16 protein-coding genes are annotated in these 17,980 nt (G+C 69.3%); 11 read left to right on the top strand and 5 right to left on the bottom strand.

Going from position 1 to position 17,980, the window contains the following annotated elements; all coding sequences use genetic code 11:
• Window positions 1-65: 65 nt before the first annotated feature.
• Entirely contained in the window at window positions 66-608 is a 543-nt protein-coding gene (locus E3T19_RS12000) for a TetR/AcrR family transcriptional regulator (protein WP_088457114.1), read from the bottom strand.
• Window positions 609-662: 54 nt separating this feature from the next.
• On the opposite strand from E3T19_RS12000, the gene E3T19_RS11995 reads away from it, so the two are divergent.
• The 5 genes from E3T19_RS11995 (at window position 663) to E3T19_RS11975 (ending at window position 8,169) form a co-directional block, all read left to right on the top strand.
• The gene (locus E3T19_RS11995) at window positions 663-1,616 is read left to right on the top strand and encodes an alpha/beta fold hydrolase (protein WP_198418790.1); all 954 of its coding nucleotides are present in this window, start codon (window positions 663-665) and stop codon (window positions 1,614-1,616) included.
• 121 nt (window positions 1,617-1,737) lie between these two features.
• Window positions 1,738-2,550 (top strand): dimethylargininase, encoded by an 813-nt coding sequence (ddaH, locus tag E3T19_RS11990; protein ID WP_134408913.1) that lies wholly within the window; start codon window positions 1,738-1,740, stop codon window positions 2,548-2,550.
• Between the two features lie 440 nt (window positions 2,551-2,990).
• Window positions 2,991-4,841, top strand: coding sequence for an ABC transporter ATP-binding protein (locus E3T19_RS11985; protein WP_088458105.1), 1,851 nt, complete (start codon window positions 2,991-2,993; stop codon window positions 4,839-4,841).
• A complete protein-coding gene (locus tag E3T19_RS11980) occupies window positions 4,838-6,643 on the top strand; it encodes an ABC transporter ATP-binding protein (RefSeq protein ID WP_088457111.1) in 1,806 nt (601 codons plus the stop codon). The genes E3T19_RS11985 and E3T19_RS11980 overlap by 4 nt, the downstream gene beginning before the upstream one ends.
• Window positions 6,644-6,915: 272 nt before the next feature.
• Entirely contained in the window at window positions 6,916-8,169 is a 1,254-nt protein-coding gene (locus E3T19_RS11975) for an NAD(P)/FAD-dependent oxidoreductase (RefSeq protein WP_174776220.1), read from the top strand.
• On the opposite strand, the gene E3T19_RS11970 is transcribed toward E3T19_RS11975, so the two are convergent.
• Together E3T19_RS11970 and E3T19_RS11965 are read right to left on the bottom strand one after the other, a co-directional pair.
• Window positions 8,144-8,464 (bottom strand): MGMT family protein, encoded by a 321-nt coding sequence (locus E3T19_RS11970; RefSeq protein ID WP_134408912.1) that lies wholly within the window; start codon window positions 8,462-8,464, stop codon window positions 8,144-8,146. The two genes, E3T19_RS11975 and E3T19_RS11970, sit on opposite strands and share 26 nt — an antisense overlap.
• Window positions 8,465-8,467: 3 nt before the next feature.
• Window positions 8,468-8,920: a GNAT family N-acetyltransferase gene (locus tag E3T19_RS11965; RefSeq protein WP_088457109.1), complete on the bottom strand. Its 453-nt coding sequence runs from the start codon at window positions 8,918-8,920 to the stop codon at window positions 8,468-8,470.
• 164 nt (window positions 8,921-9,084) lie between these two features.
• On the opposite strand from E3T19_RS11965, the gene E3T19_RS11960 reads away from it, so the two are divergent.
• From E3T19_RS11960 to E3T19_RS11940, 5 genes are all read left to right on the top strand, one after another.
• Window positions 9,085-10,299, top strand: coding sequence for an NADP-dependent isocitrate dehydrogenase (locus tag E3T19_RS11960; protein ID WP_088457108.1), 1,215 nt, complete (start codon window positions 9,085-9,087; stop codon window positions 10,297-10,299).
• Between the two features lie 197 nt (window positions 10,300-10,496).
• On the top strand, window positions 10,497-12,392 hold the full coding sequence (locus tag E3T19_RS11955) for a heavy metal translocating P-type ATPase (RefSeq protein ID WP_134408911.1): 1,896 nt from the start codon (window positions 10,497-10,499) through the stop codon (window positions 12,390-12,392).
• A 44-nt stretch (window positions 12,393-12,436) separates the two neighbouring features.
• Window positions 12,437-13,696 carry an MFS transporter gene (locus tag E3T19_RS11950; protein ID WP_134408910.1) on the top strand — a complete coding sequence of 420 codons (1,260 nt, stop codon included), beginning with the start codon at window positions 12,437-12,439 and terminating at the stop codon, window positions 13,694-13,696.
• A gap of 69 nt (window positions 13,697-13,765) precedes the next feature.
• Entirely contained in the window at window positions 13,766-14,641 is an 876-nt protein-coding gene (locus tag E3T19_RS11945; protein ID WP_134408909.1) for an AraC family transcriptional regulator, read from the top strand.
• Between the two features lie 55 nt (window positions 14,642-14,696).
• On the top strand, window positions 14,697-15,089 hold the full coding sequence (locus E3T19_RS11940) for a DUF1761 domain-containing protein (protein WP_134408908.1): 393 nt from the start codon (window positions 14,697-14,699) through the stop codon (window positions 15,087-15,089).
• Between the two features lie 3 nt (window positions 15,090-15,092).
• Here E3T19_RS11940 and E3T19_RS11935 read toward each other — a convergent pair whose 3' ends face one another.
• Entirely contained in the window at window positions 15,093-15,452 is a 360-nt protein-coding gene (locus E3T19_RS11935) for a YrdB family protein (protein WP_088457103.1), read from the bottom strand.
• 21 nt (window positions 15,453-15,473) lie between these two features.
• Window positions 15,474-16,349: a formyltetrahydrofolate deformylase gene (gene purU / locus E3T19_RS11930; RefSeq protein ID WP_088457102.1), complete on the bottom strand. Its 876-nt coding sequence runs from the start codon at window positions 16,347-16,349 to the stop codon at window positions 15,474-15,476.
• A 229-nt stretch (window positions 16,350-16,578) separates the two neighbouring features.
• Between purU and E3T19_RS11925 the strand changes: the two genes are divergently transcribed.
• The gene (locus tag E3T19_RS11925) at window positions 16,579-17,850 is read left to right on the top strand and encodes an MFS transporter (RefSeq protein WP_103459198.1); all 1,272 of its coding nucleotides are present in this window, start codon (window positions 16,579-16,581) and stop codon (window positions 17,848-17,850) included.
• Window positions 17,851-17,980: the final 130 nt, after the last annotated feature.

The raw sequence follows: 17,980 nt of genomic DNA, 5'->3' as shown, positions 1-17,980 counted from the left end.
ACGGCAACTCGGGAGCGGCCGCGTCGGCGTTGCGGGGCGGCACCGAGGCCGGGCAAGGGTGCGGGTCAGGCGAGCGCGCCCATCACGACGGTCTCGAAGATCGGCCGGGGATCGGTGCTGTCGTGCCGGGCGATGCGGTGCAGGAGGAGGCCCTCGAAACAGGCGGCAATGGCCTCCGTCGCGGCCTGCGGATCACGGGCGCCCATCTCGGCGAGAGCGGACACGATGCCCTCGCCCAGGGCCGCCCGGCCCCGGGACAGCGCCTCTCGAAGCTCGGCGTTGTGGTTGGCTTCCATGAACAGCACGAGCCTCGCCGTGGTCAGCTCCCTGTTCTCGTGGGTCGTCACCTCGAGCAGGGTGCACATCGCGTCGATGAGCTCGGCCGGCGAACGCGGCGAGAACGCCACTCGCACTGGACGAAGCTCCTGCTCCACGATCCACTCGGAGACGCCGATCAGCAGGGCGGCCCGGGTGCGGAAGTAGTTAGAGGTGGACCCCTTCGGCAGGTCGGCGCGTTCGTCGATACGAACGTGGGTGAGCGCACGCAACCCGCCCGTCGCGAGGAGGTCGATCGCGGCTTCCAGGACGCGCACTCGAATCGGGGTCATCCTTTCACTATAGACATAGTGGACGAGGCACTATGTCCGTAGTATAATGGCGGCATGAGTGCGATGAAGCCCTCGGGCAAATTCAGTCATGGAACAAGCCGCCTCGATGGCACGGGCTCGTGGCCGGAGTTGGCCGGGGTCCGACATCGGTTCCTCGATCTTCCGGGGCTGCGGATGCACGTGGCCGAGGCCGGTAGCGGCCCGCCGCTCGTGCTGCTGCACGGGTTCCCGCAGCACTGGTGGGCCTGGCGCAAGGTCATCCCGGCCCTCGCCGCGAACTACCGGGTGATCTGCCCGGACCTGCGCGGTGCCGGCTGGACCGAGGCCCCGCCCGACGGATACACGAGCGAGCAGCTGGTAGCGGATGTCGTTGCGCTGCTCGACGCGTTGCACCTCGACAAGGTGAATATTCTCGGCTACGACTGGGGCGGCATCGTCGGGTTTCGGGTGTGCCTGGCTCATCCCGAGAGAGTTGAGAGATTCGTCGCACTTGCCACCCCGCACCCGTACCCCGAATTCCACCCCCGGGCGCTGTTGTACGTCTGGCGGATCTGGTCGATGTTCGCCATCGCAATACCGGGTCTGGGACCCTGGCTCCTCCGCACCGGACGACAACGGCTGCCGCGCCGGCTGATGACCGGTGACACGAGCGACCCGTCGGTCTTCGCACCCGAAGACATCGACGCCTTTGTGTCCCGGCTAAAGGACCCGGCGCGAGCGGATGCCGGATCGGCACTGTACCGGCACTTCATTCTGAGCGAGGCCAAACGCAGCAGCACCGGCGCCTACCGCGGCACACGTCTGACCACTCCGACTCTGTCGCTCTACGGGACCGTCTTCTACGGCAACAACGACCCGACCCGGGAGCACCCGGAGATCCTCGGCGGCTACGAAGGGGACGCCGACGACTTCACGCTCGAGCACGTTCCGGGCACCGGCTACTACATCGCCGAGGAACAACCCGAGGTCGTCGTCGCGCGTACCCTCGAGTTCCTGTCCGCCCAATAGCTTCGCTCGCCGACTTGCCGCATCCTCCCCTTTCGGGGCGTGTGAGAGGTTGCTTTGCGGCAAGTGGCGGATGTGGCGTTGTCCGCACGGGGAACAATTCGTCTGCGATTAGGCTGAGCGCATGACAACCTCCGGCGACTCGGCCCTCCCTGGCGATGTGACTCTGCCGGGCACCGCTCGGCGCGTGCTGGTCCGCCGGCCCGTCGACATCCTCGCCGAGGGCGAGATCACCCACATCGATCGTGTGCCGATCGACCTCGGGCTGGCCCGGGCGCAGTGGGACGGCTACGTGGCGGCGCTGCAGTCGGAGGGCTGGGCCATCACCGAGGTGGATCCGGCACCCGACCAGCCGGACTCCGTCTTCATCGAGGATGCCGTGATCCTCTTCGGCGACACCGCCGTGCTCGCCAGCCCTGGTGCGCCCAGCCGACGCGGCGAGACGGCCGGTGCCGAGGCGGCCGTGCGCGCCCTGGGACTCACGGTGCGCCGGATCGACCTGCCCGGCACCCTTGACGGCGGTGACGTGCTCAAGGTGGGCGCCACCGTTTACGTGGGGCAGAGCCTGCGCACCAACGCTGAGGGTGCGGCGCAGCTTGCCGACATCGTCGAACCCCTCGGCTACACCGTGGTCCCGGTTCCGGTGACCCGAGCCCTGCACCTCAAGACCGCTATCACCGCCCTGCCGGACGGCACCATCATCGGCTACCCGCCGCTCGTGGACGACCCGGGACTGTTCGAGAGGTTCGTGCCGGTACCCGAAGCGGAGGGTACCGCCGTGGTTGTGCTCGACGCGCACACCCTGCTGATGTCGGCCGCCGCGCCGCGCACCACCGAGCTGCTCACCGGGCTCGGCTATCGGGCCGTGACCGTGGACATCACCGAGTTCGAGAAGCTCGAGGGCTGTGTCACCTGCCTGAGCGTGCGCGTTCGCTGAGCGAAAATTCTGCTTGCGCCGGAGTCGTCCGTGGCCCTATCCTGAAAGGCTGCCTGAACAAGGGGGGCACAAGACGATGACACGAAACGCTCAGGAGGCCGACATGACCAAGACAGCTCGCACCAGGTACGCATCTATTGCGACCGGCGCTGCCTTCGTCCCGGCGCTCCGACTCGCCTCAATCTAAGGTCCCGGCCAGAGAACCCCAACCGCCCGCGTCTGCGCGGGCCGCACATTTCAGCGGGCGTCACCGCCCGCTTCCTCTTCCGGACGTGGTCATTCCGCGCCGGCACCGGGCACCACCGCACGCCGCCAGGAGCACCGTCGGCACCGCCGCCAGCACCAACGGCTTCGTCGCGGGTCCCGCACCCACCCAGCCCCGCACCATCCAGCCCACCGGCGCTTCAGCGCCGGAGCCGGCCCAGCCAGGAACCTCTCTCATGACCACCACTGCTCCACAGCATCCGCCGCACACTGCGCCCACGCCCGCTGCGCGCTCCAACACCTTCCGCACCCTGCTGCGGCTCTATCCCTATGCCAAGCCCGCGCTGCCGAGGCTGGGCCTGGGCATGCTCGCGGCACTGCTTGCCTCGCTGGTGGCCCTGGCCATCCCGCAGGTGCTGCAGCAACTCGTCGACGGCGCCCTCAGCCAGGGAGACACTGCACCGATCTGGCCCGCCGTACTCATCGTGCTCGGCCTCGGCGTGCTCGAGGCCGGCATGATCGCGCTGCGCCGCTGGTTCGTGCTCGTTCCCGGTACCCACATCGAATCCCGGATGCGCAACGCCCTGTACGCCCGGCTGCAGGACCTGCCCGTGACCTTCCACGACCGCTGGCCGAGCGGGCAGCTGCTCTCGCGCGCCGTCAGCGACCTCAACATGATCCGCCGTTGGATCTCGTTCGGTCTGGTGCTGCTCGTGGTCAACTTCCTCACCATCATCGCCGGCGTGGTGATCCTCCTGTCGATGAACTGGATCCTCGGCGTGATCTTCCTGGTCTGCTCGATCCCGATCTGGATCTACGGCTACGTGTTCGAGGAGAAGTACTCCGTGATCGCGAGGCGCAGCCAGGACCAGTCCGGCGACCTGGCGACCGCCGTCGAGGAGTCGGTGCACGGCATCCGGGTGCTCAAGGCGTTCGGCCGTGGCAGCTTCGCGCTCAAGAGCTTCGCCAGCCAGGCGGAGGAGCTGCGCGGCACCGAGATCGAGAAGGCCCGCGCCATCGCCGGGATCTGGCTCTGGCTGCTGCTGGTGCCCGACGTCGCGTTCGCGCTTTGCCTGGTCTCCGGCGTCTGGCTGACCAGCCAGGGCCAGCTCAGCGTCGGCGAGCTGGTGGCGTTCTTCGCCACCGCCACCGTGCTGCGCTTCCCGGTGGAGTCGATCGGCTTCCTGCTGTCGATGACCTTTGACACCCGCACCGCCACCGACAGGTTCTTCGACATCCTGGACACGCCAAACACCATCACCGACCCGCCCCGCCCGGTCACGATCACCAGCCCGCGCGGCCGACTCGCGTTCGAGAACGTGCACTTCCGCTACGCGGACTCACCCGAACGGTTTCCCGACCTGCTCGACGGGGTGAACCTGGTGCTCGAACCCGGCGAGACCATGGCGCTGGTCGGTCTCACCGGCTCCGGCAAGTCCACCCTGACGGCGCTCACCACCCGGCTGTACGACGTGACGGATGGCTCGGTGACCCTCGACGGGGTCGATGTGCGGGCCCTCCGCCGCGACGAGCTGCGCCGGCACATCGCCATGGCGTTCGAGGACGCCACCCTGTTCTCGGCATCCGTGCGTGACAACGTGCTGCTGGGCCGCCCGGAGTTCGCCGAGCGCACCCCGGAGGCCGACGCGGCCCTGGCCGAGGCGCTGCAGATCGCGCAGGCGGCGTTTGTGCACGACCTGCCCAACGGTGTCGACACCCTCGTCGGCGAAGAGGGCATGAGCCTTTCCGGCGGGCAGCGACAGCGCGTGGCGCTGGCCCGCGCCGTGGCCGCGGCACCCGCCGTCCTGGTGCTCGACGACCCGCTCTCCGCGCTGGACGTGAACACCGAGTCGCTGGTCGAGGCCGCCCTGCGCCGGGTGCTCGCGTCCACGACCGCCCTGATCGTGGCGCATCGCCCGTCCACGGTGATGCTCGCCGACCGGGTGGCGCTGCTCGAGGCGGGCAAGATCACCGCCGTCGGCACGCACTCCGAGCTGCTGGCCTCGAGCCCGCACTACAAGTTCGTCATCTCCAGCCTGGAGGACGAAGAACGACGAGAGTCCGAGCGAGCGGGAGAAGCACTGTGAGTGTCATCGGTGTCGAAGGCGAAGAGCGCCTCGACTACACCAAGGCCGAAAGCGCGCAGATCCGGCGCCGGTCGTTGCGCCTGCTCGGCTCGCTGCTGTTCCCGGTGCGCTGGTCGGTGGTCATGGCGATGCTCGTCGTCGTCGTGTCCACCGCCGCGCAGGTCGCCGGCCCGGCCCTGATCGCGTTCGGCATCGACAAGGGCCTGCCCGCCCTGCTCGAACAGGACTGGGTGCCGCTGGCGGCGACCGGGGCGATCTACCTGATCACCGGCATCACCGGGGCGCTACTGATCGCCTGGTACACCGTGCTCTCCGCCCGGATCAGCCAGGCCGTGCTCATCGACCTGCGGAAGCGCGTGTTCCTGCAGACCCAACGGCTGAGCCTCGAATTCCACGAGTCGTACACCTCCGGACGCATCATTTCCCGGCAGACCAGCGACCTGGATGCGATCAGGGAGCTGCTGGACTCCGGCATCAACCAGCTCGTGCAGGGCCTGCTCTACATGGCCTTCACCGGCATCGCCCTCTTCGCCCTCGACGGGGTCAGCGGGCTGGTGCTGCTCGTTGCACTCGTGCCACTGCTCGCGCTGACCCGCTGGTTCCAGGTGCGCTCGCAGCACCTGTTCCGCCAGTCCCGCACCGCGTCCGCGAGCCTGATCGTGCAGTTCGTCGAGACCATGACCGGCATCCGCGCGGTCAAGGCGTTCCGCACCGAGAAGCGCAACGAGGGTGTCTTCGGCAAGCTCGTCGAGTCGTACCGGCTGGTCAACGCCCGCGTTATCCAACTGTTCGGCGTGTTCGATCCCGGGCTGATCCTGATCGGCAACGTCACCGTCGCTGCGGTGCTGCTGGTCGGCGGCTTCCGCGTGGCCGACGGGCAGCTGGCCATCGGTGCGCTGCTCGCCGCGCTGCTGTACACCCGCCGGTTCTTCGACCCGATGGAGGAGATGGCGATGTTCTACAACTCCTACCAGTCGGCCGCAGCCGCGCTGGAGAAGATCTCCGGGGTGCTCGAGGAGCAGCCCGGTGTGCCCGACCCCGTCACGCCGGTGGACCTGTGGACCTCGAAGGGTGCCGTGCACTTCGACAACGTGCAGTTCGAGTACCAGGCCGACCGGGTCATCCTGCCGCACTTCAGCCTCACCCTGGAACCCGGGCAGACCATCGCCCTGGTCGGCTCGACGGGCGCCGGCAAATCGACCCTGGCGAAGCTGATCTCCAGGTTCTATGACCCGTCGCACGGCCGGGTGCTGTTGGACGGCGTCGACCTGCGCGACCTGCACCCCAAGGACCTGCGCCGGGCCATCGTGATGGTGACCCAGGAGGCGTACCTGTTCAGTGGCAGCGTCGCCGACAACATCGCGATCGGCAAACCGGATGCGACGCGGTCGGAGATCGAGGCGGCCGCGCGGGCCGTCGGCGCGCACGACTTCATCGTGGGCCTGCCCGGCGGGTACGACACCGACGTGAACAAGCGCGGCGGCAGGGTTTCCGCCGGCCAGCGTCAGCTGATCTCGTTCGCGCGGGCGTTCCTGGCCGACCCGGCGGTGCTGATCCTCGACGAGGCCACCAGTTCGCTGGACATCCCCAGCGAACGGCTGGTGCAGGAGGCTTTGCAGACGCTGCTCAGCGACCGCACCGCGGTGATCATCGCGCACCGCCTGTCGACCGTGGCGATCGCCGACCGGGTGCTGGTGATGGAGAACGGCGTCATCGTCGAGGACGGCACCCCCGACATGCTCATCTCGGGAACCGGCCGGTTCTCCCGACTGCACGCCGCCTGGCGCGAGTCCCTCGTCTGACCACTCGCGAACTGTCAGCCAAGTACCCGAAACTTGAGGCTTTCGGTGCTTGGGTCGCGGTTCGCGGGTGGTTTGAGTCGGGGGTGTTTCGGGGATGTTGAGGGTCGGGAACCACTTGCCGGGAACCGGCCCGACGCGCTTGACACTCCCTGGGCTGGCAGCGAATCTGGTGCCAGAGAACACAACCGCCGTGAACGAGCAGCCTCGTTCCCGAGCCGGCGCCGCACGGTCATCCGTAGGTGTCAGCCTGTCTGATCGGGGGATCACCCAGCATGGACTCAGTCACCATCGTGGGTGCGGGGGTGGTGGGCCACGCCAGTGCCGTCGCCCTCCGCGCCCACGGCTACACCGGCCGCATCACCGTGCTCGGCAGCGAACGCCACCGGCCCTACGACCGGCCGCCGCTCGGCCGCGGCTTCCTCACCGGGCAGACCACGATCGATGAACTGGCGCTCGAGGCCCCTCACGACGACCTCGACGCCGACTGGCGCCTGGGGGTCGCGGCCGTCGCGCTCGACGCGGCCACGCACCGGGTGACGCTGGCCAACGGCCGCACCGTCGACTCCGACGCCGTGGTGATCGCCACCGGCTCCGCCGCCCGCCGCATGGCGACCATGCCCCGCGGGGTGCACACGCTGCGCACCGTGGAGGACGCCCTGGCGCTCCGCGAAGAATTGCTGCCCGGCGCCCACCTGGTCGTGGTCGGCTCCGGGGTCGTCGGCCTCGAAGTGGCGTCGACCGCCCGTGACCTGGGTCTGCGGGTGACGGTGCTCGTCAGTAGCACGGATGCGCTCCACACGGCCTTCGGCGCCACCGTCGCCGGCGCCGTGTTCGGGCTGCACGAGCGCCGGGGCATCACCGTGCGCACCGACCTGCGGGTGACCGAGCTGATCGGCCCCGGCTGGGTGTCCGGGGTGCGGCTGAGCAGCGGGGAAGAGATCGGAGCCGACCTGGTGCTGCTGGACATCGGCGCGGTGCCGCTGGTCGGCTGGCTCGGCGGCTCCGCACTCGACCCGGGTGGCCGGGACCTGCACGGCGGGGTGGTCGCCGACGCGGCCGGCGGCACCGGCGTGCCCGGGATCGTCGCGGTCGGTGATTGTGCGGCCTGGCTTGACCCGGAAACCGGGGCGCACCGCCGCATCGCGCACTTCAGCGACACCCGCAACCGACCGTCGATCGCCATGGCCGCGCTGCTCGGGGTCGACCCGGGCGGGGCGGGGGCGCCCGCCACGCTGACCTCGGAGCAGGCCGGCGCCCTGGTGCAGTTCGCCGGCCGGGTGCACGGTGGCGAGTCGATGACGATCGAGGCGGGCGGGGTCGACACCGGCGACCTGCTGGCCGTCTACCGCCGTGGCGAGACGCCGGTGGCGGTGCTGGGCATCGACCAGCCCGGGCGGGTCGAGGAGTGGCGGACCCGGTTGCTCGAGCTCAGCCTGAGCCTCACCGACACCGACACCGACACCGACGCCCACATTGACACTGCCGGGCCGGCCGGCCCTGTCAGGGACGCCAGCGCGCTCGGCTGAGGTCCACCCTGTAGCCGGACTCCGGCTCGGGACCGGGCAGCAACGGTGTCTGCTCGGCCCGGTAGTGCACCAGCGCCCGGCTCTCGTGGCCGATCGGCGGATGCCCACCGGCGCGGATCACCCGCCACCACGGCGCATCCGACCCGAATTGCGCCATCGTCTGGCCCACCACCCGGGCGGCGCGGGAGCCGAGGGCGGCGGCGACGTCGCCATAGGTCATCACCCGGCCGGGTGGGATCGCCTCGACGACGTCGAGCACGGCCTCCACGAACGGGCTGGCCGGGTTGAGGCGCACCGGCTAGAGGGTGAGCGCGCCGATGACCTCACCGAACTCGGTTTCGCCGATGTCGACGAAGCCGATGCGGTGGAAGAAGGCCTCAGGGCCGTCCTCGCCGGGCTCCCAGATCACCGTGATGCGGTCGAAACCGCGGTGACGGGCCTCTTCGGCGAGGGCATCGGCGGCGAACTTGCCCACACCCATGCCCTGGGCCTCGGCGTCGACGTTGATCCGCCAGATGCAGGCGCGGAATTCCTCCTGGGCGGATTCGGGGTCGAAATTACCGTGGATGAACCCGGCGACCTCGCCGTCGAGCAATACGACACGCTGCCAGGCGGTGGCCGGGTTGATCACGGATGCGGCGACCGAATACGAGACCGGCGCGATGAATTGCTCCTGACCGGGCTTGAGGCTCAGGTTATTGGCCGCGACGATGTTGCGCGCGGACAGTTCTTCAAGTCGGAGTTCAGGCATACACCCAAGGCTATCGCCCGGCCACGGCGGCAGGTAGTCGGGTTTGTGGGGGACTCGGCGACCGTCACCGAAACGCCGGCCAACTGTCTCGATGTCGAGACAGTTACCGCCCTCGGCTAGGATTGTTGACGGCCACCACGCCCCGACTCACTGAGGAGAATCCATTGTCGAAGATCAAGGTTGCAGGTACTGTCGTCGAGCTTGACGGGGACGAGATGACCCGCATCATCTGGCAGGCCATCAAGGACTCCCTGATTCACCCGTACCTCGACATCGACCTCGAGTACTACGACCTCTCGATCCAGAAGCGTGACGAGACCGACGACCAGATCACCGTCGACGCGGCTCACGCCATCCAGAAGCACGGCGTCGGCGTCAAGTGCGCCACCATCACCCCGGACGAGGCCCGGGTCGAAGAATTCGGCCTGAAGAAGATGTGGGCGTCGCCCAACGGCACCATCCGCAACATCCTCGGCGGCACCATCTTCCGTGAGCCGATCATCATCTCCAACATCCCGCGCCTGGTGCCGGGCTGGAACAAGCCGATCATCATCGGCCGCCACGCGTTCGGCGACCAGTACCGCGCCACCAACTTCCGTTTCGAGGGCGAAGGCACCCTCACCATGACCTTCACCCCGAAGGACGGCGGCGACCCGCAGCAGTTCGAGGTCTTCCAGGCGCCGGGCAGCGGTGTGGCCATGGGCATGTACAACCTCGACAAGTCGATCATCGACTTCGCCCGCGCCTCGCTCAACTACGGCCTGGAGCGCAACTACCCGGTCTACCTGTCGACCAAGAACACCATCCTCAAGGCGTACGACGGCCGGTTCAAGGACATCTTCCAGGAGATCTTCGACACCGAGTTCAAGAACCGCTTCGAGGCCGCCGGCCTCACCTATGAGCACCGCCTGATCGACGACATGGTCGCATCGGCGATGAAGTGGGAGGGCGGTTACGTCTGGGCCTGCAAGAACTACGACGGCGACGTGCAGTCCGACACCGTCGCGCAGGGCTTCGGCTCGCTCGGCCTGATGACCAGCGTGCTCTCCACCCCCGACGGCAGCGTCGTCGAGGCCGAGGCCGCGCACGGCACCGTGACCCGGCACTACCGCCAGCACCAGCAGGGCAAGCCCACCTCGACCAACCCGATCGCGTCGATCTACGCCTGGACCCGCGGCTTGTCGCACCGCGCCAAGCTCGACGGCAACCCGGCGCTCGCCGAGTTCGCGCACACCCTCGAGGATGTGGTCGTGAAGACCGTCGAGAGCGGCAAGATGACCAAGGACCTCGCGCTGTTGGTCGGCCCGGACCAGGGCTACCTCACCACCGAGGAGTTCCTGGCCGCGATCGCCGAGAACCTGCAGACCCGCCTGGCCTAACCCGCCCGCCCGCACCCGAAAAGGCCCCGTCGATCCGGCGGGGCCTTTTCTGCGCCCAACTGTCGCCGAAACGGACAATTGTGCCCGGTACGCCGGGCGCAATTGTCCGCACCGGGAACAGTTGGCCCGACGGGTACGGCGACAAGCGGAGGCTCTCCTTGCTGGTGCCTACGGGCATCCGAGGTGACAATGGAGCCATGTCCACGCTCACGGGAGCATTCCGCCGGTATCCGGTTGTGGCGGCAACCATCCTCATCGGCCTGCTCGGACTGCTGCTGTGGGCCGCCGGGCTGACGGTCGCCGTGCAGTGGCTGTTCTCCGCCCTCGGCCTGGTCGTTGTCGGCATCCAGGGCGTCGGCATGATCAAACGGATGCGCCAGGGCTCGTTCGGCGTGGACCTGCTGGCGATCATGGCCATCATCGCGACCATCCTGGTGGGCGAGTACGTGGCCACCCTGCTGATCGTGCTGATGCTCTCCGGCGGCGCCGCGCTCGAGGACTACGCCGCGGGGCGGGCCCAGCGGGAGCTGAACGCCCTGCTCGACCGGGTGCCGCAGATCGCGCACCTGCTGCGGGGCGGCTCCTCCGACGTTGACGACGTGCCGGCCACCCTGGTGCAGATCGGCGACCTGCTGCTGGTGCGGCCCGCCGAGATCGTACCCGTGGACGCCGACCTGGTCTCCGCCTCGGCCGCGTTCGACGAGTCCTCGCTGACCGGCGAGAGCCTGCCCGTTGAGCGGCACGCGGGCGACCCTGTGCTCAGCGGTTCCATCAACGGGCAGGCCGCAGCGACAGTGCGCGCCACCGCCCTGGCCGCCGACAGCCAGTACCAGCAGATCGTGGCGCTGGTGGCGGAGGCCGCCGCGAGCAAGGCCCCGGTCGTGCGCCTCGCCGACAGGTACGCGGTGCCGTTCACCGCGGGGGCGCTGCTGATCGCCGGCCTGGCCTGGTTCGTCTCCGGTGACCCGGTGCGTTTCGCCGAGGTGCTCGTGGTCGCCACCCCGTGCCCGCTGCTGCTCGCCGCCCCGGTGGCGTTCATGGGCGGGATGAGCCGGGCGGCCCGGAACGGCATCATCGTCAAGGGCGGGGGAGTGCTCGAGAAACTCGCCCGCGCCAATACTGTGGTCTTCGACAAAACCGGCACCCTCACCTACGGCACGCCGGCCATCGCCCGGGTCTGCCCGGAGGACCCGTTCAGCGAGGACGAGCTGCTCAGCCTGGCCGCGTCGGCCGAGCAGTACTCGTCGCACGTGCTCGCCGCATCCGTCATCACCGCCGCCGAAACGCGCGGCCTCGCGCTGCAGCGCACCGAGTCGGCCGTGGAGGTGCCCGCGCACGGCGTCACGGCCCGGTTCGGCGACCAGGAGGTGGTCGTAGGAAAGCTGTCGTTTGTGGCCGAGCACGCCCCGGATGCCTACCCGGCCGACCTGTCCGGCGGCGAACTGGCCATCTACCTGGCCGTGGACGGCCGGTACGCGGGCTGCATCGTCGCCAGCGACCAGGTGCGCGACAACGCCCGCGCCACCATCGCGGCGCTCGAGCGGCTGGGCGTGCGCGAATCCGTGATGCTCACCGGCGACACCCGGCCGACCGCGAACCACATTGCCCGGCTGGTGGGCATCACCAGGGTGCGGGCGGACTGCCTGCCGGCCGACAAGGTCGACGCCGTGCGGGCCATCCGGGAGCGGCCGGTGATCATGGTCGGCGACGGCGTCAACGACGCGCCCGTGCTCGCCGTGGCCGACGTGGGCATCGCGATGGGCGCCAAGGGGTCCACCGCGGCCAGCGAATCGGCGGATGCCGTGATCCTGCTCGACGACCTGTCCCGCGCCGCCCGGGCCGTCGCAATCGGCCGGGACACCGTGCGGATCGCCCTGCAGAGCATCTGGCTCGGCATCGCGCTCAGCATCGGCCTGATGATCGCCGCCGCCTTCGGGCTGATCCCCGCCACCGTGGGCGCGTTGCTGCAGGAGCTGGTGGACCTGGCCACCATCCTCAACGCGCTGCGGGCCATCGGCGGGCGCCGCGACGTGCGCGCCCGCGGGGTGGCCGCCCGAATTCCCGCGGCCACACAGCCGGTGCCCACCCGCTGACTCTGGCGATCTTCCAGGGGCCCGCGAGCGCCTAATCTGGAGGGATGCGACGCATCCGTTTGCCGTTCGGGCCCACCACCAGCCGAACGGCTAACGAACCCCGCCTCGGCCGGGATGTCTATGTGCTCGGTGTGATCGCGTTCTTCGTCATGGTGGGCTTCGGCGTCGTGGTGCCGGTACTGCCGGTGTACGTGAAGAGCTTCGGCGTGGGCAACCTCGAGATCGGCGCGGTGGTGTCGGCGTTCGCCCTGATGCGCTTCGTCGCCAGCCCGGTCTGCGGCAAGCTCATCGACTGGGCCGGCGAACGCACCATCCTCGCCGTGGGCATCGGCATCGTGGCGGTCTCCAGCGGCCTGGTCGGCATCGCCGGCAGCTACCCGCAACTGCTGCTGCTGCGGGGCGTGGGCGGCATCGGCTCGGCGATGTTCACCGTCGCGGCGATGACCCTGCTGCTGCGCACCACCGCGCCGGGCATCCGCGGCCGCGCCGTGGGTTTCTACCAGGGCGGCTTCCTCATCGGCGGAATGGCCGGGCCGGCGCTCGGCGGCCTGCTCGCCACCATCTCGCTGACCGCGCCGTTCTTCTTCTACGCCGGCACCCTCGCCGTGGCCGGGGTGATCGGGCTGGTTCTGCTGCAGCCGGCCACGCGCGCCGGCGGCGGCTTGACGGGTGCTCCGACACCGATGATGCCGCTCCGCAGCGTGCTCCGCGACCCCCGGTTCCGCGCCGCCTGCCTGGCCAACTTCTCCCAGGGCTGGTCGTCGTTCGGGGTGCGCGGCGCCCTGGTGCCGGTGCTCGTCGTCGAGGTACTCAAGGGACCGAGCGCCTGGACCGGAATCGCGTTCGCCGTCGCCGCGGTCGCGCAGACCCTTGCTCTGGCGCCCGCGTCCAGGTTCGTCGACACCGTCGGACGGAAACCTGCCATCATCGGCGCTTTCCTGGTGGCGGCCGTGACGATCACGGCGATCCCATTCGCCCCGAACATTTGGCTGCTCACCGCGCTGCTCTGTGTCTACGGCGTCGCCGCGGCATTCATGGGCACCGCGCCGGCGGCATCCGTCGGCGACGCGGCCGGCACCGCGGGCGGCCGCCCGGTGGCGATCTTCTCGATGTTCTCCGACTTCGGCGCCATCGTCGGCCCCCTCGTGGCGGGCCTGCTCGCCGACACCGTCTCGTACCCGGCCGCGTTCCTGCTCGGCGGGCTGCTCTTCGTCGCCACCTCCCTCTACGCCCTGCGGATGCCCGCCGGCCTGCCCGCGCACCCCGCCGCCGAGCCGCCGGTCACCGACGCCGTCGACCGCTGAGCCGCACAACTCCTGCAGACCCTGCCCGGTCGAGTAGCCAGCGGCAGCCGTCGGTCCTACGGTGGGGGCATGGCCTACCTCGAGGTGCCCGTGCCGGCCGATCTGGCCCCGGACGTGTTGCGGCTGTGGTACCTCGAGCAGCCCGCGGAGCAACGCTACGAGCGCATCTTCCCGCAGCCCGCCCTGCACCTGATCCTTAACCTGTCCGACCCGTATCGGGTGTTCGACCTGGAGACCGGCGCGGCGCGCACGCTCGGGGCGGGCTTCCTGTCCGGGCTGCAGCCACGGTTCCTGATGACCCAGAGCCCGTCGGCGATCCGGCACGTCGCCGCCGAGCTGGCGCCGTTCGCCGCCGCCAGGTTCCTCGATCTGCCCGCCGACGAGCTGACCGGCACCGTGCGGGAGAGCCAGGGGTTGCTCGGTGACACCGACGCGCTGCGGCAGACCGCGCGGCGGGCCCCCGACCCGGCGGTGGCGGTGGCGCTGCTGATCGACCACCTGCGCGCCCGGCGACGGCCAGGCTCGGCGCCGCCGGCGGTGCTGCGGGCCTGGGCCGGCATCCACCAGAACCCGGATGCGCCGGTGCCGGAGATCGCGGCGGCCGCCGGGCTCAGCCACCACCGCCTGATCGACGACTTCAAGTCCTGGTGCGGGGTCACCCCCAAGGCCTACGCGGACATCGTCCGGTTCCGCCAGTTCATCCAGGCACTGCCGTTGCAGGGGCCGATGCCCAGCTGGGCCGATCTGGTGGCCACGTCCGGGTACTACGACCAGCCCCATTTCATCAGGGTCTTCCGGGCGTTCACGGGCTTCTCGCCCAGCCGGTACCTCGACATCGTCACCCGCTTCGGTGTGGACTACGCCGCCTTCGTGCCGCTGGATGAGCCGGAGGGTGTGCCGTCGCCGACGGTGCCGGAATTTTCTACAAGACGCACCGCGCCCTGATGGTTAGCGTGACAGTGTCCCGGAGTGGCCGGGACCAGGTATCCCGGGAGTAGACATGGACGTGTCATTCAACTGGCTGGCGGTCGCGCTGGCCGCACTCTCGTCGTTCGTGATCGGCGGGCTCTGGTACTCGGTGGTGTTCGCCCGCCCGTGGCAGCGCGCTGCGGGCGTCACCGACGAACAGCTGAAGCACGGCACCGCGCGGGTCTTCATCGGTTCGGCGATCCTGGCGATCGTCATGGCGATCAGCCTGGCCGTGTTCATCGGCTCGAACGGGCCGGGCTTCGGCACGTTCGCCGGATTCGCCACCGGCTCGACATTCGTGGCCGCAGCCTTCGGCGTGAACTACCTGTTCGAACGGAGAAGCCTCGTGCTGTTCGCCATCAACGGGTCGTACAACGTGGTGTCCTTCACCGTGATGGGCGCCATCATCGGTCTGCTGCAGTAACGCTCAGGCGCCGAGCTCCTTGCGGCCGGAGAGCACACCGCTGACGGTGGCCACCACCGCGAAGACGCCGGCAACAATCGGCTGGCCCAGGTCCCACCAGGCCAACGCCGCGGCGCCGAACACGAAGATCTCCACGATCGCCTTGCCGAACGGGTCGAGCCGGAACACGGCCTTGGGCGAGCGGAACAGCGCCCAGACCAGGACCGCGAAGGCCGGCGCGAGGATGCCCACCAGGATGCCCGGCCACGGCAGCGGCCAGGCCAGGAACCCCCAGAGCGCCAGGCTCACGAAGGCGAACAGTTCAAGCACAAAACGCAGGATGTCGTTGGCGCCGATGGTCGGGGTGGGGCGGGTGTCGTTCACCCGCCAATCCTACCGACCGGGCTACTTGAAGATGATGGTGCGTGCTCCGTCGAGCAGCACCCGGTTCTCGGCGAACCACTTCACCGCCTGGGTGAGGGTGCGGCTCTCCTCGTCCTGACCGATCGCGACGAGTTCGGCGGGGGTGCGGGAGTGATCCACGCGCACGACGTTCTGCTCGATGATCGGACCCTCGTCCAGGTCGCTGGTGACGAAGTGCGCCGTGGCGCCGATGAGCTTCACACCGCGGGCGTGGGCCTGCTTGTACGGGTTGGCCCCCTTGAAGCCGGGCAGGAACGAGTGGTGGATGTTGATCGCGCGGCCCTCGAGATACGCGCACAGCTCGGGGGAGAGGATCTGCATATACCGGGCCAGCACCACCAGTTCGATGTCGTTCGCCTCGACGGCGTCGACCACGCGAGCCTCGAACGCGGCCTTGCTGGCCGCATCCGTGATCGGCAGCGATTCGAACGGCACGCCATAGAACCCGACCAGGTCGCGCAGGGTGCCGTGGTTGCTGAGCACCAGCGGCACCTCGACGGCCAGCTGGCCACCGCGCTGGCGGAAGAGCAGGTCGTTGACGCAGTGCCCGGCGGTGGAGGCCAGCACCAGGGTGCGCAGCGGCCGCCCGACAACGTCGATGACGGATGCCATGGCGTACCGCTCGATGATCGGCGCGAGCGCGGCCTGCAGTTCGTCGCGGTTCGCGGGGGACTCCACCTGCAGACGGATGAAGAACCGGCCGGTGTCGGCGCTGGAGAACTGCTGGCTCTCGGTGATGTTGCCACGGGCCTGAACGATCGCGCCGCTGACGGCGTGCACGATACCGGGCTGGTCGGGGCAGACGAGGGTGACGACCAGGTGGTGGTGGTGCACGGGAGCCGGAAGACTGGGGTTCATCGAACCAGATTACCGGGACTGCCGGTGCACACCGGCATCAGCGGCCGGCCGGTTGCGCCGGGCGACCCTGTCGTTTGCGGGCTCACTCGGCTAAGCTAGTCCGTGGTCGGCGGAATCTCACCGGCCCCGGGCGCGCACGTCGGCGCGCACCGCTTGAAGAACCGCGCAGCCAGCCGTGACAGCCGCTGGCCTCGGGCAAGCGGCATCCTGTCTGTGAGCCACAGCACCCATGTCATTCACCGCGCCCATCACGCTGCCATCGACCGGCGTTCCCGGTCCGAACGAAAAAGCCCCCACCGGACCGTTCCCCTGGATCGGCCTGATCGCCCTCTCCGCCGCTGTGTTCCTCTCGGTCACCTCGGAGATGCTGCCCACCGGCCTGCTGCCGGAAATGAGCAGCTCGCTGGGCGTGAGCCAGTCCCAGGTCGGGCTGCTCGTGTCCTGGTTCGCCTTCACCGTCGTGATCACCAGCACACCGCTGGCGTTGCTGACCCGCCGGATGCCCAGGCACGGGCTGATCCTGATGGTCCTGGTCGTGTTCGCGCTGAGCAACGTGCTCACCGCGATCGCCCCCGACTACACCTTCGTGGTGATCTCCCGGGTGATCGGCGGGCTGGCGCACGGCCTGTTCTGGGGCGTGGTCGGCGCGTACTCCGCGCACCTCGTGCCCAGGGACCAGATCGCCCGCGCGGTTTCGATCACCATCGCCGGCGGCACACTGGCGTTCGTCTTCGGGGTGCCGCTGGGCACCTTCCTCGGCCACTTGCTCGGCTGGCGGCTCTCGTTCGTGGTGCTCGCCGGGCTGATGCTCGTGGGCGCCGTGGTGATCTGGAGGTTCCTGCCCAAGGTCGACCACTACAACGCCAAGCCGGCACAGCCCGTGACGACGGCCACCGGCACGGTCACGCTGCCCGCGAAGCTGCCGCGGGATGCCACGATCGGCGCCGTCGCGCTGGTCTGCGTGATCACGGCGCTGACCATGATCGGGCACTACACCTTCTACACCTACATCGCCCCGTTCCTCAGCGACACCCTCGGCGTGGGCAGCGACGCCGTGGCACCCCTGCTCTTCGCCTACGGCATCGCCGGGGCGATCGGCCTGTTCATCAGCGGGGTGGTGTTCAGCAAGCGCCCGCAGCTGGGCCTGGTGCTCGGCCTGGCGGTCACCGCCGTCAGCGTGAGCGTGCTGGCACTGTCCACCGAGGTGCTGCCCGTGGCGATCATCGCGTTCCTGGTCTGGGGCCTGGCGTTCGGCTCATTCCCGCCGCTGCTGCAGACCCGGCTGCTGCACACCGCGTCGGTGCGCATCCGCGACACCGCCAGCGCCGTGTACACCACGGCGTTCAACATCGGCATCGGCCTGGGCGCGTTCGTGGGAGCGTTCCTGCTGGACCGGGTGGGGCTCGGCACGGTGCCGTTCGTGTACGTGGCCATCATCCTGCTGTCCCTGGCCCTGGTGCTGTTCAGCGACATCGTCATCCGCCGACGCCGCGCCGTCTGAGCCCCGCCGCAACTGGTGCCGAAACGGACAAGTGCGCCCCTTGGGTTCAGGGGGTCGTTGCAACACCTGATTGATTGAGGTGTTGGTTATGGGTGGTCGTGTTGGGTTTCCGCGTGAGGTTCGTCGTCGG

Source organism: Cryobacterium sp. TMT4-31, assembly GCF_004403385.1.
Classification (GTDB): domain Bacteria; phylum Actinomycetota; class Actinomycetes; order Actinomycetales; family Microbacteriaceae; genus Cryobacterium; species Cryobacterium zongtaii.
The sequence above is the reverse complement of the archived record's forward strand: the minus strand, read 5'-3'. Positions and strand labels throughout refer to the sequence as shown.

Excerpts from the sequence above, each read along its gene's own strand:
- E3T19_RS12000 (WP_088457114.1), bottom strand. The coding sequence starts at position 608 with ATGACCCCGATTCGAGTGCGCGTCCTGGAAGCCGCGATCGACCTCCTC.
- E3T19_RS11995 (WP_198418790.1), top strand. The coding sequence starts at position 663 with ATGAGTGCGATGAAGCCCTCGGGCAAATTCAGTCATGGAACAAGCCGC.
- ddaH (WP_134408913.1), top strand. The coding sequence starts at position 1,738 with ATGACAACCTCCGGCGACTCGGCCCTCCCTGGCGATGTGACTCTGCCG.
- E3T19_RS11985 (WP_088458105.1), top strand. The coding sequence starts at position 2,991 with ATGACCACCACTGCTCCACAGCATCCGCCGCACACTGCGCCCACGCCC.
- E3T19_RS11975 (WP_174776220.1), top strand. The coding sequence starts at position 6,916 with ATGGACTCAGTCACCATCGTGGGTGCGGGGGTGGTGGGCCACGCCAGT.
- E3T19_RS11965 (WP_088457109.1), bottom strand. The coding sequence starts at position 8,920 with ATGCCTGAACTCCGACTTGAAGAACTGTCCGCGCGCAACATCGTCGCG.
- E3T19_RS11955 (WP_134408911.1), top strand. The coding sequence starts at position 10,497 with ATGTCCACGCTCACGGGAGCATTCCGCCGGTATCCGGTTGTGGCGGCA.
- E3T19_RS11950 (WP_134408910.1), top strand. The coding sequence starts at position 12,437 with ATGCGACGCATCCGTTTGCCGTTCGGGCCCACCACCAGCCGAACGGCT.
- E3T19_RS11945 (WP_134408909.1), top strand. The coding sequence starts at position 13,766 with ATGGCCTACCTCGAGGTGCCCGTGCCGGCCGATCTGGCCCCGGACGTG.
- E3T19_RS11940 (WP_134408908.1), top strand. The coding sequence starts at position 14,697 with ATGGACGTGTCATTCAACTGGCTGGCGGTCGCGCTGGCCGCACTCTCG.
- purU (WP_088457102.1), bottom strand. The coding sequence starts at position 16,349 with ATGAACCCCAGTCTTCCGGCTCCCGTGCACCACCACCACCTGGTCGTC.
- E3T19_RS11925 (WP_103459198.1), top strand. The coding sequence starts at position 16,579 with ATGTCATTCACCGCGCCCATCACGCTGCCATCGACCGGCGTTCCCGGT.